General features: G+C 36.0%; 20 protein-coding genes and 1 pseudogene. 7 read left to right on the top strand and 14 right to left on the bottom strand.

The features are described from left to right. Positions 1-184: 184 nt before the first annotated feature. From M2372_RS04080 to M2372_RS04110, 7 genes are all read right to left on the bottom strand, one after another. Positions 185-952: a LytTR family DNA-binding domain-containing protein gene (locus tag M2372_RS04080; protein ID WP_123318244.1), complete on the bottom strand. Its 768-nt coding sequence runs from the start codon at positions 950-952 to the stop codon at positions 185-187. A gap of 72 nt (positions 953-1,024) precedes the next feature. After that, positions 1,025-2,347 (bottom strand): RagB/SusD family nutrient uptake outer membrane protein, encoded by a 1,323-nt coding sequence (locus tag M2372_RS04085; RefSeq protein ID WP_123318243.1) that lies wholly within the window; start codon positions 2,345-2,347, stop codon positions 1,025-1,027. Positions 2,348-2,359: 12 nt separating this feature from the next. After that, complete coding sequence (locus M2372_RS04090) at positions 2,360-5,689, bottom strand: SusC/RagA family TonB-linked outer membrane protein (protein ID WP_123318242.1); 3,330 nt, start codon at positions 5,687-5,689, stop codon at positions 2,360-2,362. Between the two features lie 6 nt (positions 5,690-5,695). Continuing rightward, complete coding sequence (locus tag M2372_RS04095) at positions 5,696-8,281, bottom strand: zinc-dependent metalloprotease (RefSeq protein ID WP_123318241.1); 2,586 nt, start codon at positions 8,279-8,281, stop codon at positions 5,696-5,698. Between the two features lie 113 nt (positions 8,282-8,394). Continuing rightward, positions 8,395-9,978, bottom strand: coding sequence for a histidine kinase (locus M2372_RS04100; protein WP_123318240.1), 1,584 nt, complete (start codon positions 9,976-9,978; stop codon positions 8,395-8,397). 272 nt (positions 9,979-10,250) lie between these two features. After that, a complete protein-coding gene (locus tag M2372_RS04105; protein ID WP_123318239.1) occupies positions 10,251-10,817 on the bottom strand; it encodes a cysteine hydrolase family protein in 567 nt (188 codons plus the stop codon). A 6-nt stretch (positions 10,818-10,823) separates the two neighbouring features. Next, positions 10,824-11,768: an alpha/beta hydrolase gene (locus M2372_RS04110; RefSeq protein WP_123318238.1), complete on the bottom strand. Its 945-nt coding sequence runs from the start codon at positions 11,766-11,768 to the stop codon at positions 10,824-10,826. Positions 11,769-11,915: 147 nt separating this feature from the next. Here M2372_RS04110 and M2372_RS04115 point away from each other — a divergent pair, with 147 nt between their 5' ends. From M2372_RS04115 to M2372_RS04125, 3 genes are all read left to right on the top strand, one after another. Continuing rightward, entirely contained in the window at positions 11,916-12,278 is a 363-nt protein-coding gene (locus M2372_RS04115; protein ID WP_123318237.1) for a helix-turn-helix domain-containing protein, read from the top strand. A gap of 170 nt (positions 12,279-12,448) precedes the next feature. After that, positions 12,449-13,624, top strand: a complete 1,176-nt coding sequence (locus tag M2372_RS04120) for a thioredoxin fold domain-containing protein (protein ID WP_123318236.1) — start codon at positions 12,449-12,451, stop codon at positions 13,622-13,624. A gap of 8 nt (positions 13,625-13,632) precedes the next feature. Next, the gene (locus tag M2372_RS04125) at positions 13,633-14,259 is read left to right on the top strand and encodes a DUF3575 domain-containing protein (protein ID WP_123318235.1); all 627 of its coding nucleotides are present in this window, start codon (positions 13,633-13,635) and stop codon (positions 14,257-14,259) included. A 343-nt stretch (positions 14,260-14,602) separates the two neighbouring features. Here M2372_RS04125 and M2372_RS04135 read toward each other — a convergent pair whose 3' ends face one another. Further along, complete coding sequence (locus tag M2372_RS04135; protein WP_123319074.1) at positions 14,603-15,799, bottom strand: exo-beta-N-acetylmuramidase NamZ domain-containing protein; 1,197 nt, start codon at positions 15,797-15,799, stop codon at positions 14,603-14,605. Between the two features lie 4 nt (positions 15,800-15,803). On the opposite strand from M2372_RS04135, the gene M2372_RS04140 reads away from it, so the two are divergent. Both M2372_RS04140 and M2372_RS04145 read left to right on the top strand, forming a co-directional pair. Beyond that, complete coding sequence (locus M2372_RS04140) at positions 15,804-17,033, top strand: FtsX-like permease family protein (RefSeq protein WP_123318233.1); 1,230 nt, start codon at positions 15,804-15,806, stop codon at positions 17,031-17,033. A gap of 113 nt (positions 17,034-17,146) precedes the next feature. Next, on the top strand, positions 17,147-18,130 hold the full coding sequence (locus M2372_RS04145; protein ID WP_089737281.1) for a PLP-dependent cysteine synthase family protein: 984 nt from the start codon (positions 17,147-17,149) through the stop codon (positions 18,128-18,130). A 52-nt stretch (positions 18,131-18,182) separates the two neighbouring features. On the opposite strand, the gene M2372_RS04150 is transcribed toward M2372_RS04145, so the two are convergent. Genes M2372_RS04150 through M2372_RS04160 form a run of 3 tightly spaced genes read right to left on the bottom strand, consistent with a single transcriptional unit; the run spans position 18,183 to position 19,960 of the window. Then, a complete protein-coding gene (locus tag M2372_RS04150; protein WP_123318232.1) occupies positions 18,183-18,710 on the bottom strand; it encodes a hypothetical protein in 528 nt (175 codons plus the stop codon). 35 nt (positions 18,711-18,745) lie between these two features. Continuing rightward, positions 18,746-19,048, bottom strand: a complete 303-nt coding sequence (locus tag M2372_RS04155) for a chaperone modulator CbpM (RefSeq protein ID WP_123318231.1) — start codon at positions 19,046-19,048, stop codon at positions 18,746-18,748. 3 nt (positions 19,049-19,051) lie between these two features. Continuing rightward, the gene (locus tag M2372_RS04160) at positions 19,052-19,960 is read right to left on the bottom strand and encodes a DnaJ C-terminal domain-containing protein (protein WP_123318230.1); all 909 of its coding nucleotides are present in this window, start codon (positions 19,958-19,960) and stop codon (positions 19,052-19,054) included. Between the two features lie 161 nt (positions 19,961-20,121). Between M2372_RS04160 and M2372_RS04165 the strand changes: the two are divergent. Then, a pseudogene (locus M2372_RS04165) lies at positions 20,122-20,404 on the top strand (transposase); the annotation flags it as partial. A 180-nt stretch (positions 20,405-20,584) separates the two neighbouring features. Here the strand turns inward: M2372_RS04165 and M2372_RS04170 are convergent. Next, the gene (locus M2372_RS04170) at positions 20,585-21,943 is read right to left on the bottom strand and encodes a S8 family serine peptidase (RefSeq protein WP_123318229.1); all 1,359 of its coding nucleotides are present in this window, start codon (positions 21,941-21,943) and stop codon (positions 20,585-20,587) included. A gap of 300 nt (positions 21,944-22,243) precedes the next feature. Between M2372_RS04170 and M2372_RS04175 the strand changes: the two genes are divergently transcribed. Further along, positions 22,244-23,443 carry a dicarboxylate/amino acid:cation symporter gene (locus M2372_RS04175; RefSeq protein ID WP_115969549.1) on the top strand — a complete coding sequence of 400 codons (1,200 nt, stop codon included), beginning with the start codon at positions 22,244-22,246 and terminating at the stop codon, positions 23,441-23,443. A gap of 13 nt (positions 23,444-23,456) precedes the next feature. Here M2372_RS04175 and M2372_RS04180 read toward each other — a convergent pair whose 3' ends face one another. Then, positions 23,457-23,840 (bottom strand): DUF779 domain-containing protein, encoded by a 384-nt coding sequence (locus M2372_RS04180; RefSeq protein WP_123318228.1) that lies wholly within the window; start codon positions 23,838-23,840, stop codon positions 23,457-23,459. Between the two features lie 72 nt (positions 23,841-23,912). Further along, entirely contained in the window at positions 23,913-24,947 is a 1,035-nt protein-coding gene (adhP, locus tag M2372_RS04185) for an alcohol dehydrogenase AdhP (protein ID WP_115969545.1), read from the bottom strand. Positions 24,948-25,073 lie beyond the last annotated feature (126 nt).

Below are 25,073 nucleotides of genomic sequence, written 5' to 3' on the forward strand. Positions count from 1 at the left end.
TGGGGTTAATAAAAAAACTATATAATCCAGCGAGGGTAATCTGGAAATGAGATGGCAAGATTATTCCTTTGTCAGAAATCGAAGATTCGGCTTAACCAATAACAAGTATGGAAATTCAAAAAAGACTTAATGATATATTTTAACTACAAGTACTTCCCTCTTCCAGCATCAAGCTTCCAGCCTTTTACTGATTTTTCAACCAGTTCAGACACTCCGTGATCTGCATTTTACTGATAAACACCTCATCACTTACTTCAGGTTTAGGAGATAGCTGTAATTCTACTTTCTGACTTGAATGTTTGATGATTTCTGTAATCGCCTCTTTATTGATGATAAACTTACGGTTCACTTTAAAGAAAACCTGTGGATTCAGTTTTTGAATAATGTCTTTGATGGTATCATCATAAATATAGGTCTGATTATCCATTGTGGTAAGGAAAAGATATTTTCCCGAAGCAAAGAAGTAGGCTGTATTCTGCTCATCTACAGATCTCAACTTATTTCCTTCTCTTACCATAAAGCGTTTCATCACCTCAGTATCTTCTCCCTGACGTAATGTGGAAATGGATTTCAATAAAGGTTCCGGATCAAAATTATTTCTGATGGAAACAAATTTTTGTAATGCCTGATGAAGATCTTCTTCTTCAAAAGGTTTCAATACATAATCTATCGTGAAATGTTTGAAAACCCGAATAGCATACTCATCAAATGCTGTAATAAAGATAATGGGAGCAAAAAGTTCTATCTGTTCAAAGATCTCCAGGCTCATCCCGTCACCAAGATGAATATCCATAAAAATAAGATCGGCAGCATCGTTTTCAAAAAAGTCTATTGCCTTTTTTTTGGAACGAAGAACCACTGTTTCCGTGACAGGAACTATGTTTTGTTTATCTAAAAGATCTTTCAGATAATTAACAGCCAGCAATTCATCTTCTATAATGGCAATTTTCATAAATGCAAAAGTACAAAAAAACCGCTAGAACGATTAAGTTCTAACGGTTTCAAGGGTTGTTAATATGAAGTGTTATAAATTAGGATTATTCTTCTTTGCACTTTGTGGATATGCAATCGTATATCTCGGATCATTCTGCTCAAGAATAAAATCCTTTCCTCCTACCTTATGAGTAATCTTTTTCTGGTTTGCTCTTCTTAAATCAAACCAACGATGACCTTCCACAGCAAATTCTCTAAACCTTTCATCCAGAATAAAATTCATGAAATCTGTAGTATTCATTGAAGCTACATCATTTTGAACTGATGTATATCCTTCAGGAGTATATCTGTTTTTTAATACTTTTAATAAAGTCTCTTTTGCTTCATCAAGCCTATTCAACTTCAATAATGCTTCAGATTTGATAAAATACATTTCAGATGTTCTGAAGGTTACTTTAAAGTCTGAATCTCCTTTTTTAATTATATTATAACGGTCTGGAGCTTTTTCAAAATAAAGTCCAAATCTCTTATCCGTTGTTTTATTATATGCTGAAATCAACTCAGGAGCAGCAAAAGATAAATTATTCTTTACAGATCCGTCAAACGCTTTTTCTAAGGCAAGGATTGATTCTACAGAAGCATAATGGTGAGGAGCTACATTGGTTGTATTTAAATCACTCAATCCATCTTTGATTGCAAGCACCTGCTGTGAATAATCTAAAGCTCTGTTCCAATCTCCCTGGTACAATGCCATTCTTGCCTGTAAAGCTTTTAAAGAAATTTTGGAAAATCTGTAATTAATTCCTGCTGACTGCTGTTGTTCCTGCATCAATACCTCAGCTTTTGCAATATCATAATGTACCTGATCATATACCTGCTGTACAGTAGAAGGCTTCAGTACAGCTTCTACATCAATTTCTAAACTAAGTGGTACTCCTTTATCAGTGGATGCAGTAGCAACATTGTATTGCTTACCATATAAATTAATCAAATCAAAATAAGAATAGGCACGTAATGCATATGCTTCCGCTAATATTTGCTGCTTCACAGGGGAATCCGTCATGGTCTTACTTCCTTCATTGATGATCTGATTCATATAAAAGATCACAGAATAGAATCCTACCCAAGGAAATTCTGTCGTGTTTGAATCATAACCGGTATCTTTCCACATCGCAAGTTCACGATTGTAAGCAAACCCACTGGCATTTTCATCCAGACTAAGCTCATCTGTACGCAATGCCACTAAAGATTTGTGAGTCGGATATCTTGAATAAGCGGATGTAAGTACCTTTCTGTAATCCTCTGCGTTTACAGGAACTACTTTACCTTCCGGCTGTATATCTAAAAATCTATCACAGCCTATGCTGGTAAAACTAAGCGCTGCTAATGCGATAAATGTTGTTATTTTTCTCATTTTTTTCAAGTTTTAAAAAGAAACATTAAATCCAAAGGTCACTGAACGAGAGATAGGTTGTGCGTAAATATTTCCATACGTTTCCGGATCGAAATATCCTTTATAGCCATTACTGAATACAAACAGGTTACGCCCTTCAACACTCAGTCTCAAACTACTGATTCCCATTGGGCTGGTAAATTTCTTGGGAAGTGTATATCCTAAACGGATACTACTGATCCTAATATAGCTAATCTCCTTCGCCCATATATCTAACAGATTATAGACGTTATAGTCGTTGTTAAGAAGCCATTTATTCCCCATCCATCCAGGGTTACTATCCGCTTCAGGACTTGTAATCCCCGGAAGTGTAGTTCCTGCCTGATAAATATCTCTTGTATAGTTTCGCCCTCTATCCAACTCCATTCCTTTGTAAGACGGTGTCTTCATAACGGTCTGTTTAAGATTGAACGTTGCAGAAACCGTCAGGTCAAAGTCATGTATTTTAAAAGTATTGATAATACCTCCTGTAAATTTAGGATCTCTGTCTCCCACATATGTAAATAACTCTCTTAGCTCTTTACTTGAAAGCTTTGACTGTGAGAAGTATCCAGGAAGGAAATCTTCATAAGGATCATATAATCCAAATAGATCTTCAATTTTTACTTTTTCATTACCTTTCCAGAACATTGGGTTTCCGTTTTCATCCATTCCTGCAGTTTTCAATGCAAAAACAGCATTTACAGGAAGTCCTTCTCTGGTAGGAAGACGGGCATTATCACGAGGCTGCTCCGTTATCACATTACTTTTGTTATGTGCAAAATTGATCGTAGTTGACCACTTGAAGTTTTCTTTATTAATATTTCTGGTAGAAACAGCCAATTCAAAACCTTTATTGGTAAGACTTCCCCAGTTTGCCATCGTATATTCGAATCCTGATTCAAGAGGAGTTGATCTCATACTGATCATATCCGTCCCTTTTCTGTTGTAAACATCAGCAGTAAGGTTGATTCGGTTTTGGAATAACCCCAAATCGATACCGAAGTTGGTATTCGTTGTTTTCTCCCAACGAAGCTTGTCATTTGGCGGACTGATTACGTTGATCACATTTTCATTTACTCCAGGTAATATGGTTGTATTATTATATTCCCCGATAAAGAATGGAGAAGTATTACGATCAATATTTCCCTGTAGTCCATAAGACGCTCTCAGTCTAAGATTAGAGATAACAGGAACATTGCTCATAAAGTTTTCCTTTGTTACCAACCAAGACCCTGAAAGTGCCCATATCGGTAAATATCTATACTTTTTATTTACCCCAAATAAGTTTGTTCCATCATATCTCACACTTCCGAAGAAAGTGTACTTTTGATCATAAGTATAAGAAGCCGTAGCAAACATTGATGCATAAGCATTCTCTACAACAGGCATTTCACGGTATGTTTCATACTTCTTGTCTGCTGCAAAATCCGAACTAGGAAATACAATAGGAATACCTGCCTTAGTAAGACTGTTGAATCCAAAGGCTCTTGTAAGTGTAGTATTATCTTTTGTTCTTCTGATTTCTGTTCCAGCCATCACATCAATTTCATGTACTGAATTGATCTTTGTGCTGTACATCCCCTGCAACTTCCAGTTATATTGGAAATACTCATTATCCCAATTCTGCTTTATACCTCCTGCAGGTAAGAAATATTGGTATCCTCCGTTTTTGAAATAAGAGGTTCCTTCTCTGAATTTTCTTGTAAAATAAGTATTTTCAGCAGCATATTTCTCTGTCTTATTGGAGTCATACTGAAGTCCCAACTGTGAAGTAAACTTCAAACTTTTTGAAACCTTATATTCTAAATCCAATATTGCTTTTACCGAATGGTTTTTCAGTGTATAGTTTGTATTTTCTCTTTCCTCCAGGAAGTTGAAAGGAATATATATATCTTTGTAACCATCCATATCCTTATCATATCTGTAGCTCCCATCAGCATTGTAAGGAGACAGATAAGGATTGGCATTTCTTGAATAATTAACAGGGCTTGCAGCGGCATCCGCATCTGTCATAAACGACTCTTTCTCACTTTTGGTACCAAAAATGGAGACCCCCGCGTTTAGTTTATCGCTTATTTTATAATTGTTTTTTAAGGTGAAGTTATAACGCTTAAAACCTGTACCAATTGTTGTTCCCTCTTCATCATAGTACCCTAGAGACAGGTAATAATCAGAACGGTCACTTCCTCCTGAAATACTTAATCCGTATTGTTTATTCACTGCATTTCTATACAGTAATTTACCCCAATCGGTATTGTTATTTCTTAAAGCATTAATTTGTTGTTGTGTCAGTAAATTCAAAGCCCCAAAACCTCCGTTTCTGAAATTCTCCAACTGCTTGTTCTGAGTTAAAATTCTCATTACCTCCCCTCTATCAGAACGATATGTTAATCCTGCATTTCCAGCAAGGGATAATTCAAGGTCAACTTTTTCTGAAGCGTTCAGAAGATTAAGTTTATCAAAATCAGGACGAGCTGTAATAAATGTATCTGCTGAAAAGTTTAATCTCAAGTTTCCTTTTTTCCCCTTTTTTGTGGTAATAGAGATTACTCCGTTGGCTGCTCTTGCTCCATAAATTGCTGTTGCTGCAGCATCTTTAAGAATCGTAATATCTTCAATATCGTTCGGGTTCAATCCTGCAATAGAAAAGTTCTGAAGCTGATCGATATTATCCTTATCGCTGAAATTAGGTACATCATTTCCTTCTAATGGAAGACCATCAATTACCCATAACGGATCCTGTGGTCCGGACAATGATGCTGTACCACGAATTCTGATTTTCGCCGGACTTCCCGGAGATCCTGTTTCAGGAGTAACCACTACCCCAGCAATCTGACCGGATAACATCTGATCTACACTTGCTACCCCAGCCTGGCTGATATTATCCATTTTAACCGTAGCAACCGCTGAAGTTTGCTTACGTTTTTCAATCTTCTGGTATCCGGTAATGATAACTTCCTGAATCTTGTTTTTATCTGAAACCTCAGCAGTAAGTCTTACCGTATAATTGGTTTTGTCTTCATTGATGAGAATAATTCTGGATTCATAACCCGGATAGCTTACCAACAGGGATTTTGTTCCTGCCGGGATTTCCAGTGTAAATTTCCCGTCTTTATCAGCCACCGTACCTACGGACACACTTTCGATAATGCCATCCAGGTCGGTTTTGGTAGAAACGGACTGTGCTTCAATTTTTATAGATGCTCCTGCAATTACGCTGGAAGTATTACCATCTTCTACCTTTCCGGTAATTGTTTTCTTTTCCTGAGCAAACGCAACCTGAGCAGCTAAAAGAGGTAAAAGGATTAGAGTTTTTTTCATTGCTGTTTATTTGTTTAAAGCCTCTTCAATACGAATAATTAAATCTGTGTAATGCGCTCTTGAAGCGTCATCACCTCTGTATCTGGTGCTGTTCAGGAAGTTCAGAACCTTTTGTAGCTCTGCTCTCTTGTACGTTGTTACTTCAGATACTCTTTTCATGGATGAATAATTGATGTTTCTAAGGTTTCTACCTTCTTCATGATAGTTGCAGATCATTGGCATATTAAGCGTCTGATCTGTTTTTAATGTTTTTACGGCTGTTTTTTCGAATAATTTGTTCACCGAAACAATCAATGCGTCCACGTAGTTTTTCTGTGCCATTTTTTCAAGCATCGTAAGGCTTCCTTTCTTATTAAAAATGGCTGTTCTTACCTGTTCAAATAAGTTTTCTACAGTGTAGATCTTATCTTTTGAACCTGAAACTTCATGCTTCAATTCGTTCTCAAGGAGTCTAAGCAATCTGTCATCCATAAACAGTGAATAGATATTGGCATACTGCATTCCTCTTGCAAGGGTATAAGGAGTCTGCTCAAAAGGTCCCATCGGAGAATTTTTTACCGAATATGTTTTCTCTGTAATCGGATTAAAGAATAACCATTCCGGAAGGTTGATCGAGTTTTTAACCAGATAATCAACTGCTCTTTTCTGGGTGTCAGCAGGTACTGCTTCATAGGCCTTTTTCTTATTACCAAAAACAGTATTGTTCAGGTAAATCCCTCCTACATTAGCCATCACATGTCCTGTATAAAGATCCCATTGCCCGATAACCCCCATATATAACCTTCCTGCATCTGTATAATCTTTACCGTCTTCATAGGTCCATTTTAAAAGATTATTGGATACAACCTTCAGGTTTTTCATTCCGTATTCGCTGGCTTTCATCGCATCATCACCCAAATCTTCAGACTGCGAACGCGGGTCTATTGTTTCCAGATAGCTTTGCTGTTCACCATAGAAATACAATGGATCATCTTCATGCTTATCTATAAGATTTCTAAGCGCTTTTTTCTCAACAAATTCATCCGGATACCAACGGTACCCCCATTCAATTGCATATTTGTCATAGATTCCGATCTTTGGAGTGATAGCTGTAACTCCATCTTCTGGCTGAGCAACATAATTGTAACGGGCATAATCCATAATGGAAGGTGCTGTTCCCCCCATCTTATCGGTAAATTCCTTTGAACGGAGAGATTCTACAGGGAATGCAAAGGAAGATCCCATATTATGCTTCAATCCGAAAGTATGTCCTACTTCGTGAGAGGATACAAAACGAATCGCTTCGCCCATATATTCATCACTGAATTTATTATCTCTTGCCCTAGGATCTATTGGTCCTATCTGAATTCTCATCCACTCCTGAAGAGAAGTCATTACATTGTGCCACCAGATGATATCCGCCTCAATGATTTCTCCACTTCTCGGATCCACTACAGATGGTCCCATCGCATTAGATTTTGGAGAAGCCGCATAGGTAATCACAGAATATCTTACATCATCAATATCAAAATCTTCATCTTTTTCATCCGGCATCTTAGCGATGACAGCATTTTTGAAACCTGCCTGCTCAAATGCCACCTGCCAGTCATGAACTCCTGCAATGATCTTTTCACGCCATTGTTTTGGTGTTGAAGGATCTATATAGTAAACGATCTGTTTTTTCGGTTCTACCAATTCACCTCTCAGATATTTTTCTTTGTCTTCATCTTTAGGTTGCAGATTCCAGCGGGTAATGAAAAATTTCTCATCCATTTTCTGTTGATGGTCATTAAAGAACCAGTGCTTTTCACTGAAAAAACCTACTCTTGCATCTGCTACCCTTGGTTTCATAGGAATTTTAGGAAGTAAAACAATATTACTGGTCACCCCGAGCGTTACAGGCAGATCAACACCCCCTTCGTTCACTGAAGTGCTCAGTTGGGATTTCACCACAAGGTTTTCCGGAAATGTTTTTACCCCTTCAATAAAAGAAAGACTTGATTTTACGGATCCACCAAGGCCTACATTTGCTAAAACATCATTAAAGCTCTTCTGGTTACCGTCAAAGACCTTGTTCACTTTAATAGCTACTGAAGTGGAATCATTATTCTGAGCTTCAATATCAAAAACTTCAATAACGGATTCTGAGAAGTTATCTTTAACAGATTTTGTAATCGCATCATTTTTAGGGGAAGAAACTTTCGCTTCGGATGTTTTCACCCATACTTTTTTAGCAACCCTGTCACGGTGAAAAGAGATGATCTTATTTTCATAATTCATTCCTTTATTCAGACCTGCTTCGTTCACCTGCATCGGCACCTGAGAGAGTTTATTGACAACCAAAAACTGGCGCCCCATCAAACTGTCAGGAATTTCAAAATAAACATCCGTTTTTACCTGAATCGTATTAAAAAGTCCTTTTTTGTAAGACCCTTTTTTGATCAGTTCGTCAATTTTTTTTGTTTTTTTTGATGATGAAATATCTGCTTTTTCAGTTTTTTCCTTGGTCGTTTTTACAGTATCCTTTTTCTGAGCAAGAACTGCGGGCGATGCCATGGCTAGTCCAAGATACAGAGCAAGTCTGTAATTCTTCATTACAATAGTCCGATTCATTCCAAATAGTAAATATCTTAGTTTCAGCTGGCAAAGCTATAGGTATAGTGAATTATATAGAGTGTATTAGGGAGTGAAAGGTGATTATTCGGGAGTGAATGGATTTTTTCATTTTATTTCATTAATGGCAAAAAACATATAAAATATTCACCGTCTACAGAAATATGAAGTGGATTTTCTCTAAAATACTCATAAACCTGATTCAAATAGTCAATCCCGAATTTCTCTCCCTGAACAATTTCTGTTTTGGGCTGGTACGTATTCTTTACCGTAATTCCGTTTTCTTCTACTTCTATTGTAATTTCCAAGGGTTGATCTACAGTCGCAATATTATGTTTTACAGCATTTTCTGTCACGATTTGAAGAGACAGATAAGGAATACGTTTTTCTAAACCTGCAGGGTCTTTGATAATAAGCTGAAAATTCAGTTCTTCATCAAACCTGCTTTTCAAAAGTTCCATATATTTCTGAATAAAATCAATCTCTTTGGCAACAGGGACAATATTTTCCTTTGGCGGAACAATCAGGTATCTGTAGATTTTTGAAAGATTCATGGTGAATTTCTGGGCATTGTCTTTATTAATTCCAATCAGCATATACAAAGAGTTCAGAGAGTTGAACAGGAAATGTGGATTGATATTATTCTTAAGCTGCTGAAGCTGGTTAATCACTTCTGCCTTGTGCATTTTTTCGTTCTCAATCAGCAGCAGGTTTTTTTCAGACTGTATCTTTTCTTTTTCTTTGTAAGCCATACTTGTAGACCGTTGGAATAAAATAAAAACAGTGACAATCAGAAATAAAGCAGCCAGAAATATATAAACTGTATAAGCTTTTACTTTATCTATATTTTCATCCGTAATAAAATTGACATAATTCACTACTGCATATCCGTCAAAATTGTCGGTTTTCAAAGGTTTTATAAAACGTGTCACACCTATTCCCAGGTATTCAGATGTGGCAAGGCTTTCTGTATGTCCTGATTTTACCTTACTACACAAAGTATCATTTGCCTTGATATCCGTGAAATCGAAAACATTTTTCCCGATGTACTTTTTCTCAGGATGGGTAATACAAATTCCTTCCCTGGTAAAAACGTAAGCGTAGGTATTTGAGCTTTTATCTACATTGGTAAAATATTGATGAAGATCATCTAAACTTACGGTAGAACCATAATACAGTATATTTTTCTCTGGTAATACAAGAGAATCATAACTCACCCAGAACATGCTGTCTTTACGGCTTATTAAAAGATCTTTAAAATGTCCGGAACCGCTATTTTTTATGGAGACAGATCCTTCTGCTTTGTTTCTATCCTTGAAAATGCTGGATAATGGATTATTACTTTCATACTTTCCTGTTTTATTATTGTCATAGTAATACCAGCTATATGTTAACAGGTTTCTTTTTTTATTTAAATCATTTAAAACCAAAGAATAATCTCTGTAGTTTTTCAATCCGTCTTTTTGAATCAATTCACGAAGCAGATACTGATAATCTTCAATATTCCTGAATTCACTTTCCACAGATTCATATTTTCTAAAGAAAGTTTTTTTCGCAAAGTCTTCATTATTTTTACGGTTATCTTCAGCAATTAAATGACTTAAAACGGCAAAAGCCACTACTGCAATTAAACAGGTGGATAGGGCGGCAACGTAAATAGATTTTTGGGATAAGGCGTGTTTAAAATTAATACTCAAGGTCTTCTACATTCTATTCTCGTACACAGAAAACCTTAATTACGCTATAGTAAAGCCTGTATTTTTAAGATCACCTCTGTAGATAAATTATTCGTTTGCAAAGATATAACAAAGATTTCAGGACCATTGAGTGAAATAAAATTATCTTAAAACTAAGCTAAATACAAATGATTCCTGACAAAAATATTTAGGATAAAATGATTTCCTTTCTAAAAATAAAAACTGCCATACACGTACAGCAGTTTAAATATATTCATGCTTCTAACTCTTTTCTACAAATCTTTAAATAATTCTTCACTATTCAGGACAGTTGCAAATTCTCCATTCAAATTGGCTAATGCCATGAGATGAACCAGTTCTGCATCATATTTTTCTCCATGTATTCCTATTCTGTCAAAAGCTGCTGTAGCATCTGAAATAACATAGGTTTCATATCCGAGGTTCCCAGCCATTCTTGTCGTTGTAGAAACACAATGATTTGTGGTAATTCCTAAAATAACGACTGTATTTATTTTCTGAAAATCTAGTTTTTCTTTTAAATCTGTTCCTATAAAAGCACTGTTTACATTTTTAGTGATAATACATTCCTCATTTTGAGGTAGGACATTATCATTGAATTCAAATCCCGGATCAGATTCATGCAGTTTAGATTGAGGATTTACTGAACTGTGCCGGACATGAAATACAGGCAAATTCAATTCCCGCCATCTTTCCAGTATTTTTCTGCTTATTTTTTCTGCGTCTTTATTATTTCTGTTTCCGCCCCAATAGTTTTCATCAAGAAATCCTTTCTGAATATCAATAAGAAGCAACGCCGGTTTTTTATCTCTTAATTTCATCTATTCTTATTTAAAGAGCCTGCTCATTAAAAACTTTTTATATTCATCAGTCAAAGGACAGCCAAAGAGATCGAATACATGTACCGCTCCGGGAACCACCCATAACTCAGTACTAACACCTGCCTGATATAAAAGCTGGGAGAATTCAATCCCTTCATCTCTTAAGGGATCAAGTTCACAAGCTACAATTGTAGTCTGAGGCAACGCAGAAAAGTTACGATAATGAGTAAGGTCTGAATAAGTTACTCTTTTGTCTCTATTTTCTTCACCCAAAAAATGCTGCCATGCTATTTCCGCATATCTTCTGCTCCATAATGGAGAATCTGTAAACTCCTGCATAGAAGGTGTATCCAGTCCATTATGGATAACAGGATATAATAAAAACTGGTGTTTTATATTATTAATATTCTGGTCTGCAGCCATCTGAGCTACTGCTGCAGCTAAATGTCCTCCAGCACTTGCTCCCATTACGGTAATCTGCTCAGCATTTACTCCAAGCTGGTTTTCACCTTCTTCAATCACCCATTTCAAAGCATCAAAACTATCCAAAACAGGTACAGGGAAACGATATTGAGGCGCTAATCTGTAATCTACAGATATAATTGTTGCCTTTAATTCATCTGCCATTTCAAACATTTGGCTGTCTACCTGTTCCGGCAAACCAAAAACATATCCCCCACCATGAAAATAAATCAAAGTATTATTCCTTTTAAATTCTTCAGATTGGTAAATATGCAACCGTATTCCTTCACCGTCCACCAAACTTCGGATAAAAATATCCTTCACCTTGATATGATCCGGCCGCTGAACAGGATAAGCCTTGGTAAATTCTATTCTTTCCTTCTGTATTATTTCCGGAGCATTCAAAAATATATTTTCATCGATCTCCAGTGAATACGGAACACTTTCTATACTGGCCCTCAGCTCCTTATTAATTCTATTCAAATCCATAATATTACTATATAAAAAATCTATAATAAAAGTTTATGAAACCAGGACATACATCCTATATTTCCCGTTTTATTTGTAAATTTAAATCATCAGTGCTCTATAGTACAAGTGTACAATAGGTTGTATGGAACGAACAAAAATGTTAGTATGAGTATTAAAGAATCATCCACCAATAATGAGAATAAAAAAACGTTGGAATCCAGCTGTTCTGAAATTTATGCCGTGAATCTCATCAGTGGCCGATGGATTCTTTCTATCTGTTATCATCTCAAACAGGAAAAACTAAGGTTTTTTGAACTGAAAAACAGAATTCCCAATATTTCCGAAAGAATGCTTACGCTACAGCTTAAAAAAATGGAACAGGAAAATCTGATTGTAAAAACAGTATATGCTGAGATTCCACCCAAAGTGGAATATGAATTATCAGAAATAGGGAAAAAACTATTGCCTGTCTTAAGCCAATTGGAAGTTTGGGGTAAGGAGCATAAAGAGTCTTTAAACAAAAAGTAAGCTTTTTTTATCAGGAAACTTTAGTGGTTCTTCTGCATCTTATTAGATAACTTAAAGTAACCGGATCAAAAAATATAAGTCTTAAAATTAGTTAATAAATCATTCAACCTTCAGATTCCCTCCTTTATATTTTGAAAATTATTTATCTTCGCTACAAATCTTATTTGAAAATGAAGAAGATCATCTCAGGGATATCTATTGTTTGCTCTATCATGATCTCCGCTCAGGAGACTATACAGTTCCAGGAACTACCATTTAAAGATATTATAGCCAAAGCTAAAAAGGAAAAAAAACTGGTTTTCATTGATGCTTATGCTTCCTGGTGTGGACCATGTAAGATGATGGAAAAAAATGTTTTTCCTCAGAAATCCGTAAGAGAATATTTCAATACCAATTTCATCAATGCAAGATTTGATATGGAAAAAGGAGAAGGAAGAGACCTTGCTTCTAAATTTGGAGTCCGTTCCTATCCTACTTATCTTTTCCTGAACGGTGAAGGTGAGCTTGTTTCCAGAAACACAGGCTATATGGAAGAAAGTATGTTTGTGGCTATGGCTCAGGATATCAATTCTCAAGGAAATAAAAAAGGTTCTTTGAAAGAGAGATTTGCCAATGGAGAAAAAGATCCCGAATTTCTGATCAATATAATGAGGTTAAATTCTGATACAGATTACGAGTTTGCTAAAAAGGCCTCCGAAAGGTATTTTGAAAACAAAAAAGCAGCTGAACCGCTTTCAAAAGATGACATAGGATTCATGTTATTTTTCTTAAAATCAACTGAAGATTCCAATTACAAAGCTTTTACTTCCAGAAAGGCAGAGATTGTTAAATTTCTTCCTGAAGAAACATATAATGAATTTGATGCTCAGCTTAAATTATCGAAGATCATAGAACAGTCCATTGATGACAAAAATAAAAGGATCAACGATGAATACTTTATGAAAATGGCTGAACCATTGGTAGGAAAACAAACAGCTACTACAAAACTCAACCAGACAAAGCTTAACTATTATGAGCGAAATGCCAATTTTCCTGAATACGAAAAAGCAGCATTGGATTATTATAAAACCCCGGATTCATTTAATCCTGATGAACTTTTAAGAGCAGCATGGGTATTTGTAGACCATGTAAAAACACCATCTTCATTAAAAAAAGCAACGGAATGGGCAGAAAAGTCCGTAATGAGAGGAGAAACTTCTGAAAATACTTATATCCTTGGTAAACTTTATTTCTTAACCGGAAATAAAGAAATGGCAAAAAACTACGCTGAAATGTCTAAAAACATGGCAGTTCAGGCTAACAGAGATTCCAAATTAGCTGAGGAATTATTAAAACAAATAAAATAAACATATTGATGAAATACAGAGTATTAATGGGAGCTTTGGCATTTCTGAGCATAGGATCTCTAAAGGCTCAGGAGCAGGAACAAAGCGAAGAGAAAAGTTTGTATGTAAAGGGAAATGCTCTTTTTTTACCGGTAGGTGTTTTTAATCTGGGTGTAGAAAAACAGATTAGTCCTAAATATACCCTTCAGGGAGATGTGTTTATCTCACCATGGAAGTCTTTTGCAGGACACGAATTACAGTTTTACTCTGTTTCTGCCGAAGGAAGATATTACTTCCAAGAGGCTTTCAAACATTGGTATATAGGAGCAAATATTGCTTTTGCTGCTTATAATCTTCAAAAATGGAATTATTGGAAAGACGGATCATTTACCAATGATGCTGGAGAGGTTTTCCAAAAAAGCAATCTTTATCAAAAAGGATATTCAATCATGCTAGGAGTAACAGGTGGATACCAGTTTCAATTATCAGAACGTTGGAATCTTGATCTATATGCTACTATCGGAACTTCCCAGGGATTCTATAAAGGCTATGATAAAACAACCGGTCAACGTTATGACGGCGCTGACGGACTGAACAGAAGTGGTGAAATCATCCCCTACAGAGGCGGAGTCATGATCTCTTATAAATTTAAATAATACAATGAAGCTTTTCGGAAAAAATCATATTATCATTTCAGTGATCACTTTTGTGATCCTTTTTTTAATGAATTATCTGGGAAATGATCTTCCAGACAAATTACAGAGAGCCTTATTAACTGCTTTTGCAGGAGTTGTCGGCTTAACTATTGGATTGTTTATATTAAATAGGGGCAAAAATGATAAAAATCCACCCCAAAATTTTGATTAATTAATAAAAGTTGGAAGCTGGAAGTTACTTACAGTCGCATTATCACTAAATGGTCTTTTAAAAGAATAAATGTCACACTTTATGACCTTTATAACTTCAAGCTTCCATCCTCAAGCTTCCTGTCTATTCTAATTAATCTTCGTACGTCACATATCGGGTTCTGATCTTTTCAAAATCCTCCAGATCCTTTTTCCATGAAGCCTTAATTTCAGGAATTGATTTTCCGGCAATAATCTGTTTTCTGAATTCATCAGTTCCCGAAAGGGTATCAAACCACAGATTCTTCAAAAAGAAATCCAGCTGCGGATTTTTATAAGCCTGATAAGCTTTGATTACCCATTCAAGATTCAGTTCTCTCAGGTCCTTAGGATAGCTGGAAAGGTCTTCTCCATAACACAGCTTCCCGTTCAGAAATGGATCCTTAGCTCCATAGCTTGGTTTAGGGGTAAATTTATAGGGTAAACTTTCCGTCCACGGTGAGCCATAAATCTGAAAAGGCTGATCAGTCCCTCTTCCTACAGAAACCTGAGTCCCTTCAAAAAAACATAAGCTAGGGTATAAATTAATCGCCTTATCATTAGGTAAATTTGGTGATGGTTTGTCTAATATCGTATAGCGTTGCTTTTTATGGTAATTTTTCATTGGAATCAGGGTATATTTTGCCTGAACACCATTTTTCAGCCACTTTTCTCCATTTACCATATTTCCATATTCTCCGATAGTCAGTCCATAAACTACCGGAACTTCGTGCATTCCAACGAAACTGGCCCATTTTTTTCTCAAAACAGGGCCGTCTGTATATCCGTCATGCGGATTGGGGCGATCCAGAACCATTACTTCAATCTTATTTTCAGCACCTGCTTCCATGAGATAAGTTAGAGTAGAAATATATGTATAGAACCTCACTCCTACATCCTGAATATCAAAAACAACAATATCTATTCCTGCCAATTGTTCAGGTTTCGGCTTTTTATTACTGCCATACAGGGAAACAATGGGAATTCCGGTTTTTACATCCACCCCGTTTTTCACTTTTGCTCCCGCATCAGCATCTCCTCTGAAACCATGTTCAGGGGCAAAAATAGCTTTGATCTTCACCCCATTTTTGACTAAAAAATCTACGAGGTGAGTTCTGTCACTCATCAAACCTGTCTGATTGGTTACTACTCCAATCGTTTTATCTTTTAATAAGGATAAATAAAGCTCAGGCTGATCTGCTCCGGTTTTAAAATCCGGTTGAACTTGAGTTTGAGAATAATATTGGTTGAATACTCCTAAAAAAATTAGGCAAATCAGAAGTAAATTTTTAATTTTGAAATCTAAATTCATAAGCTTGAAGTTTCCTTTATATTTCTCTAGAAAAATAGCATTTTCCAAAGATAACAAAAATAACCTTTCAAGGGTTATCATCTTCATTGGCAGGCTTTCCGTAGCACTGGGAATCATTGTTTCCCTGATTACTGTAGCCACCGGATTCGGTTCCAAAAAAGCTATTAAGGAGAGACTGGCAGATTTCAGCGGACACATTACGGTAAGATCTACCCGATCCAATTCCTCTTATAACACCTCGGTTTTAGATAACCAGGGATTGAATATTGCTAAAATAAGGGAACTTCCTGATGTGGAAAGCACCCAAAAATATGTGACTGTTACCGGGATTATGCGTAATGAGCATAATTTTGCAGGAATTATATTCAAAGGAATCGGAAAAGACTTCGACAGCTTAAGGTTTAAAAAATTCCTTATCGCCGGAACTACTCCCAAGGTTACAGAAGTAGGCTTCAACAATGATGTGGCCATTTCACAAAAAATAGCCAAAGATCTCCACCTTAAAGTAAACGACAGTATCGTTACGGTTTTCTTAAAAGCAGATCAAAAACCACTTTATCGTAAATTCAAAATTATCGGAATCTATAGAACGGATATCAAACTTATTGATGAACAGTTTGTGATTGGTGGAATTAATCATGCCAGAAAAATTCAGGATATGAAGCCTGATGAGATTGGCGGAATCGACATTTTCCTGAAAAACGTTAATGACATCGACAAAGATTTTCCTGAAATCGAAAAACTGATCGGCTATAAGAATTATGCTGAAAAAGCAACTGAAAAATTTCCACAAATCACGGACTGGATCAGTATTTTCGATACCAACATCGCTCTGATCATCATTATCATGCTGATTGTAGTGGTTATCAATATTATTATGGTTCTTCTGATTCTTATTATTGAAAGAACCAATTCCATAGGCTTGCTGAAGACTTTAGGAGCTAGCAATGCGCAGATCAGAGCTACCTTCATCAATTATACACTTATCATCATGATTCCAGGTCTTTTATATGGTAATGCCATTGGATTAGGATTAATTCTTATCCAGAAATTCTTTGGAGTTATTAAGCTTAACCCGGAAAATTACTATGTGAGTACAGTTCCGGTAGACCTTAACCCTGTGGCCATTGTATCTATTTCATTAGGAATTTTGGCTATATCTGCTCTTGCCTTAATTATTCCGAGTTATCTGATCAGTAAAATTTCTCCGGTGAAGGCAATCAAGTATAATTAAACTCAATATCAAAATTTAAAGTTTTTGCTGATCTGTTTTTGATCTTTAAAGACGTATGATCTCAATACAGATAATTTTAAAAGCATTATCTTTGCACCGCATATAAAACATTTATGAAATACGCAAAAAACATCCTTGAAACTATAGGAAATACACCATTGGTAAAACTTAACAATGTATTAGGTGAAGACTTTCCTGCATTAGTTTTAGCAAAAGTTGAGACCTTCAACCCCGGAAACTCTGTGAAGGACAGAATGGCTCTAAAAATGATCGAAGATGCCGAAAAAGACGGCAGATTAAAACCTGGAGGAACCATTATTGAAGGAACTTCCGGAAATACAGGAATGGGACTGGCGCTGGCTGCTATCATCAAAGGGTACAAATGTATCTTTGTAACCAATTCCAAGCAATCTAAAGAAAAGTGCGATATCCTTCGTGCTGTGGGTGCTGAAGTAATCGTTTGCCCTACAGATGTAAAACCTACAGATCCACGTTCTTATTATTCAGTATCTAAAAGACTGGCTAAGGAAACAGAAAACGGATGGTATGTAAACCAATATGACAACTTATCCAACAGAACCGCTCACTACGAGTCTACGGCACCTGAGATCTGGGAACAGACGGAAGGGAAACTTACTCACTTTGTAGCAGGAGCAGGAACAGGAGGTACCGTTACAGGATGTGGAACATTCTTCAAGGAAAAAAATAAAGATATTAAAGTGATTGGAGTTGATACTTACGGTTCTATCCTTAAAGAATTCCATGAAACCGGAGAATTACACTACGATCACGCTTATACTTATATCACTGAAGGAATTGGTGAAGATATCATTCCTGAAAACTACGATATGTCTGTTATCGATCATTTTGAGAAAGTAACTGATAAAGATGGAGCCATCTATGCAAGAAAACTGGCTAAAGAAGAAGGAATCTTCTGTGGATACTCCGCAGGAAGTGCTATTGCATCATTGATTCAGATGAAAGATCAGTTCACTAAAGATGATGTTATTGTAGTATTGCTTCACGATCATGGTTCAAGATATGTAGGAAAGATCTACAATGACGAGTGGATGAAAGAAATGGGGTGGCTGGAATAAGCGAAAGACAACATTATAAAATAAAAAATCAGAGCGTTTTGCTCTGATTTTTTTATGATTTTATATTCTCTTTTAAAATGGTCTTAAGTAAAGAATATTCTCTTTCACTCATTGCCTTTCTGGGAAACATATAGCTGTATTTTCCTTCAAGGGAAATGAAATCATTGTTACTGTCAAAAAACTCAAAGTCTTTCCATTCACTGGTCTCTTTTTCACCATCTATATTGACTGTAAAAAAATCATGTTCGATTCTGATTTCGTAAATTTTACATTTTTCCAGAGTATTCAGGTAATGATTTACCTGTTTTTTCCATCTTGAAACCTTATTAACACTTACAGACAGATAAACAGCACAAAGCAGTAAAATAAAGCTGAAAAAGTATAAGATACCTTGACTTTCTTTACTAAAATTGTCTTTCAGAAGTAATGCAACCAATAAAATGATGGCTGCTGCAATTGTAGTTATTGTTTTACCTTTAGTGGTAGGAGAAAAAAGCAGACTTCCCTGATTTCCGCTAAAATAAATATCTTCAAAATTCTTTCTCTCAGGTTTTAATGTAATTACCCTTTCCTCACTCATAATACATGGTTGCTTTAAAAAGCTACAAAACTAAGCTAAATATCTTCATATTGGTCACTGATTGCTGAAAGTTTATTCATCAGCTCTCTGTTTCTCCGTTTTAAAGTTTCCAGTTTTTTCAGCATATTATGAATAACTTCCAAACCGGGAAGATTGATTTCAAGGTCATAATGCCAGTTGGCAAATTTTTCCAGGTCCGGCAGGTCTTCATACATCAGATAATGAACTTCATTTTCAATGTATATGTTCAACAGACCGTAATCTACAAGCTCATCAAAAAAGGTGATTTCTATATTGTATATTCTTACGAGTTCTTCCCGTGATATTCTTTCACTCATAGCCTAGGAATTTTTAAGTTGTTCAAAAAGTTCTTTCTGCTTATCGGTAAGATTAACAGGTAGTTTCACTTCGTAGGTAACAAAAAGATCGCCATGTTCCCCATCTTTTTTATAGACAGGGAAGCCCTTTCCTTTCAGTCTTACGGTTATTCCGCTTTGGGTCTCCGGTTTTACTTTAAGATTGACACTTCCATCCAATGTATTCACTTTTACGTCCCCTCCTAAAACTGCGGTATACAAATCAATAGGAATTTTTGTTTTAAGATCATCTCCTACTCTTTCAAAATCAGGATCTACAGGAATATTGAATATGATATAAAGATCCCCGTTTGGTCCCCCGCTCACTCCCGGATTTCCATGGCCTTTTAATTTGATTTTCTGCCCATCATAAACACCAGCAGGAATTGTAATTCTCACTTTTTTACCATTGATTTCAAAAGTTTGCGGGTGGGTTATCGCAGCATCTCTCAAATTCAGGGTTAGTTCTGCCTGTACATCCTGTCCTTTAAACTTTCCTGAAGCTCTTCCTCTGGAACTTTTACCAAAGCCACCAGCTCCACCAAACATATTTTGGAAGAAATCTGAAAAATCTTCGCCTTCTCCAAAGTCTGTACCGGAGAAACCTCCATCATGGTTCTGTTGCTGGTACTGTCTTTGCTGTTGTTGCGCTTTTTCATATTCTTCACCATGTTTCCAGTTTTCTCCGTATTTATCATACTTTGTACGGTTTTCAGGATTGCTGAGAACTTCATTGGCTTCGTTCAGCTCTTTGAATTTTCTTTCTGATTCTTTATCATCAGGATTAAGGTCCGGATGCAGCTTTCTGGCCAATTTCCGGTATGCCTTTTTGATATCATCCTGGGTTGCGCTTTTATCTACGCCTAAAATTTTATAGTAATCTATATAAGCCATAGAAACGATATTTACTCAAATTTATGAAATTAATCTCTGAAATCTCATAAAATAATAACAAACAAAATATAATCTTCAGTAGGAAATCGGCCTTTAAAATAACAATTGAATTTATAATAAAAAACAGATGAATTACTGAGGTCACTGAAAGATAAAAAGGGGTTGAAAAATGTAAAATTTGTTCATTAAAAGAAGGTTGTTACAAAGAAGGTTCTAAAACAAAAACGCATTCAGTCTCTATAAAATCAGAATTACATCAAGATCAAATGGCTTTTCAGAAAAGTGATTATTACAAAGAAAAATCAAAGTATCGGTATGGAATTGAAGCTAAAAACAATGAACTAAAAAACGTACATGGGTATTTATGGCATTGAAAATATGCAAATGCAGAGAGCAATGGTTATTTTCGCAGTCAATTTAAAAAGAATATTGAAACTTATCTAGAAAAAAACATATTCATCAAAGCAGACTTCAAAAAAGCTCAAAAAAAAAGAGCTTAATACGAGGTTTAAAATCACGTAATAAGCTCTTAATTTCTTACCCGAAATATATGCATTCAAAATGAATACACTTTTTCAGTGGTCTTGAATTACTTCATCCCTTTTTTATTTAATTTATTAAACATTACCTATGAATAATATTGTCAATTACACCATCTTTATCAGAACGGTAGTCTGCTAAAACGTAAGTATTTGTCGGTCCATATTTACCTGTATAATATTTGCCAAATGTTCCGTTAGTTAAAAATCCGTATTTATATTCCCAATAAGCAGATTTCACACTACCGTCTGCTTTTGGTGTCCCCAGAAGCAACACACCCGCAGCATGTGGTGATGCCATAGAAGTTCCACTAATGGTATTGTAACCACCATTCAACCATGTTGATTTTACTTGATAGCCGGGAGCTGCATAATCCACACAAGTTCCATAATTAGAAAAAGAAGCCCAGTAATCGCCTTGGGCTACAGCAGAAATCGTATAAATATTAGCATGATTAACAGCTGCTGGCGAATAATAATTAGCATCGTCATAGGAATTCCCTGCTGCTATTGCTATTTTAATCCCTTTTTCAGCAACTTTTAACACGGCCTGATCGGTAGTAGAAAGTCTAAGTCTTCCGTTTGCTGGGCCTAAGCTCATATTCACTACATCATTTACTGAAGCATTGGCATATACATAATCCAAAGCAGAAACAGTCCATGAAAAGTCACCTAATCCATTATTTTTTAAAACCTTTAATGCAACAACTTTTGCTCCAGCTGCTACACCTACCACTCCAATGTTATTATTAAGAGCTGCAATAGTTCCTGCAACATGCGTCCCATGTCCGTTTCCATCATCAGGATTATTATCTCCTGCAAAAGAAACACTTCTCTGTGTATCTACATTAAGATCTGGATGATCTAAATCTATACCTGAATCAATAACCCAGGCTGTTTTTCCTGTCCCATCACCTGCCCCACCAATTCTGGTAATTCCCCAAGGGGTTTCTTGCGAAGAAGCAGCTTGTGTAACAGCTCTGGTTGACGTCCCTAAAGAAACTTGATAATCTTGTTCAACACTTTTGATTCTAGAATCTTTTTTAAGTGTTTCAACCTCTGCATCTGTAAGGTTTTTAGCTACAAATCCTTCCAAAGCATAGCCGAAAGCATTAGAAATTTTTTGATTATCAATACCTAGTTTCAAACCATCACTATTTTTTAATTTATCTAATAGTACTCCGGTTTGTCTTAAATAGCTATCTCTGCTATTATTCGTCCCTTTAGAAACAGTAAATCCATTTTTTTCCAAAACACCATCATTTAAAACAACAACATATTGTCCGGGAATAGGCTTAGCATCACCAGAAGCTGTAGCATCAGAATTCACTGCAGCATTTGCATCAGGATTAGATTCAGGAGTATCACTAAGTCTCTCAGAGTTACAACTTACAGTAATTGCTGCAGCAAGCAACAATAGCGAAATTTTGTTTTTTCTTTTCATAATTTACAATATTTTTTTATTTGTGTTTTGTAAAAATATCACAAACATTTGAAATAAAAAAGAATTTATTAATGTTTTTTAAAATAAATTATCAAAAACCAATAATATTAACATATAAATTACATATTAGATAATTTAAATATTTTCATTAATTTCAATTTTTAAAGAAAAAAAATATATAATTAATAATATTAACTATCCAATTTTATAGAAATAGATAAAAATCATTAAACAGGCAAATTCAGGTTAAATTCTAGTATATACATTGAAAATAAACTTATCTTTGATAAAAAGCACTCTATGAAAGAGGTACTGAAAAACTACTCCGGAATTCTATTTTTACTTTTGGGAATCACTATTGGAAGCATTATAGGAATTGTTGCTCCAAGTTTTGTGGAATACATTAAACCATTGGGAGATATTTTCCTGAATCTTCTCTTTGTAAGTGTGGTACCTCTCGTATTCTTTGCTGTATCTAATTCAATAGCTTCTCTGGAGCAGCAATCCAAATTTGGAAAGATCATTCTTGTGATGGCACTTACCTTTCTGTTTTTTATTCTTACAGCAGCTATTTTTACCATCTGTGCAGTCTATCTGTTTCCGGTTTCCGGAGTTTCAGGAAGTTCTGACATGATTACAGAAGCAGCGAGTGAGGACAGTTGGGGAAATAGAATTGTAAGCTTCTTTACAGTAGGAGAATTCACAGCACTTTTTTCAAGACAAAACATGCTGGCACTCCTTATTTTTGCTTTCATGACTGGGTTTGCAGCCAGAAAAACAGGCGAAGCCGGAAAACCTTTCAGAGTGTTTATCGCATCCGGATATGAAGTGATGAAAGAACTTCTTTTACTGGTCATGAAACTGGCGCCTATTGGCCTGGGAGCTTATTTTGCTTATCAGGTTTCCACACTAGGACCACAGCTTTTTGGATTTTATGCTAAACCTTTAGGGCTATATTATATTGCAGGAATTATTTATTTTCTTGTCTTCTTTTCCATTTATGCTTTTATGGCAAGTGGACAGAAAGGGGTGAAAAGTTTTTGGACCAATGCCATCTATCCTACTCTTACCGCTATAAGTACCTGCAGCAGCTTTGCTACGATGCCCGCCAATTTACAGGCTGCTTCTAAAATCGGAATTCCTAGTTCTATTGCCAATCTTGTGATTCCTATTGGAACTACTTTACATAAAAATGGGTCTTCTATGTCTTCAATTATTAAAATCTATGTGGCTTTTTTAATTATTGGAAAAGACTTCTTTGATCCATCCAATTTACTGTTAGCATTGGGAATCACAGTGTTTGTAAGTATTGTGGCAGGTGGAATTCCTAATGGTGGATATATTGGTGAAATGCTGATGATCTCTGTATATAAATTACCTCAGGAAGCCATTCCTGCAGTAATGATTATCGGAACACTGGTAGATCCTTTGGCTACCGTTTTAAATTCTGTAGGAGATATTGTTGCTGCCATGTTTGTCAACCGGTTTGTCAAGGATTGACGAATATCTAAATTTATTCACTGCGTTGCACCGGTTCAAGATTTCCATATTCTTCAGGGGTAAAAAGTCTGTATTGAACTTTAAATGTTTTGCCTAAAGGAGTTTCCAGTGAAAAGCCTCCCGGTCCGAAACCATCTGTCACATCAAGGGTAAAATGCGAGTATTTCCAATATTCGAAAAGGTCGCGGTCTATCCAGAATTCATGGCCGTTAATGGTTCCGATCATCGCATCATTCATTCTTGGAAAAAAGCCTCCTTTTTCGAAACATTGCGGTTGGGTTCCTTCGCAGCACCCTCCTGCCTGATAAAACATCAGAGCACCATATTTTCCTTCAAGTTCACGGATGACTTCAATGGCTTTTTCTGTAGCAGAAAGTCTGGATATTTTCGTTTCCATTTTATTGTTTTAAAGGCATTTATAAAAGATCCCGGTAAATAAACTTTTAACCGGGATCAATCACTTCATTATTTAATTTGAGCCTGCAATATCTAATACGATTCTGCCATCGATCTGTCCTTTTTTCATTTTGTCAAAGACATCATTAATATCTTCCAGTTTTGCTGATGTTACTGTAGCTTTTACAAGTCCTTCATTAGCAAAGTCCAATGCTTCCTGCATGTCTTTTCGGGTTCCTACAATAGATCCTCTTACTGTAATTCTTTTTAAAACAGTTTCAAAAATAGGGAGTTCAAATGATCCCGGCGGAAGTCCGTTAAGAGCAATTGTTCCTTTTCTTCTTAAAACATCTATCCCTTGTTTGAAAGCAATCGGCGAAACGGCAGTAATTAATGCTCCATGCATTCCCCCTACTTCTTTATGAAGATATTCACCAGGATCTGTATTTTTTGCATTCACGACAAGGTCTGCGCCAAGTTTTTTTGCCAAATCAAGTTTGTCATCTGCTACATCAATAGCGGCTACGTGCATTCCCATTGCTTTCGCATACTGAACTGCCACATGGCCCAAACCTCCGATTCCTGATATGGCAACCCATTCACCGGGTTTGGTTTCAGTTTCTTTTAGTCCTTTATAAACTGTTACCCCAGCACATAAAATAGGAGCAATTTCCAGAAAATTTACATCTGACTTTAGGTGTCCTACATATCTTGAATCTGCAATTACATATTCTGCAAATCCTCCGTCTACACTGTATCCTCCATTTTTCTGAGCTTCACAAAGTGTTTCCCATCCTGTAATACAGTAGTCACAGCAACCACAGGCACTGTAAAGCCATGGTACTCCTACTGCATCTCCTTCTTTTACAAAAGCTTCAGGTCCACAAGCTACTACAATTCCTACCCCTTCATGCCCAGGAATAAGCGGCATTTTAGGTTTAGCCGGCCAGTCTCCGTCTACTGCATGTAAATCTGTATGGCAAACACCACAGGCTATAACCTTTACAAGTACTTCATATCTTCCAGGGGCTCTAACAGGAACTTCTTCAATCTTCAGGGGCTGTCCATAGCCTTGCACTACTGCAGCCTTCATTGTTTTTGGGATCATATTTTATTTTTTAGATGAGTTTTTTATCATGGTTATTTAAGTAATTATCCAATTCTCATTTTAAAAATTTACTTTTTTAGTGTAGTATGTACATTAATAGTATTCTTTTTACGTGAGGGATGATAG

It is taken from the genome of Chryseobacterium sp. BIGb0232 (assembly GCF_024810195.1).
Taxonomy (GTDB): Bacteria; Bacteroidota; Bacteroidia; order Flavobacteriales; family Weeksellaceae; genus Chryseobacterium; species Chryseobacterium pennae.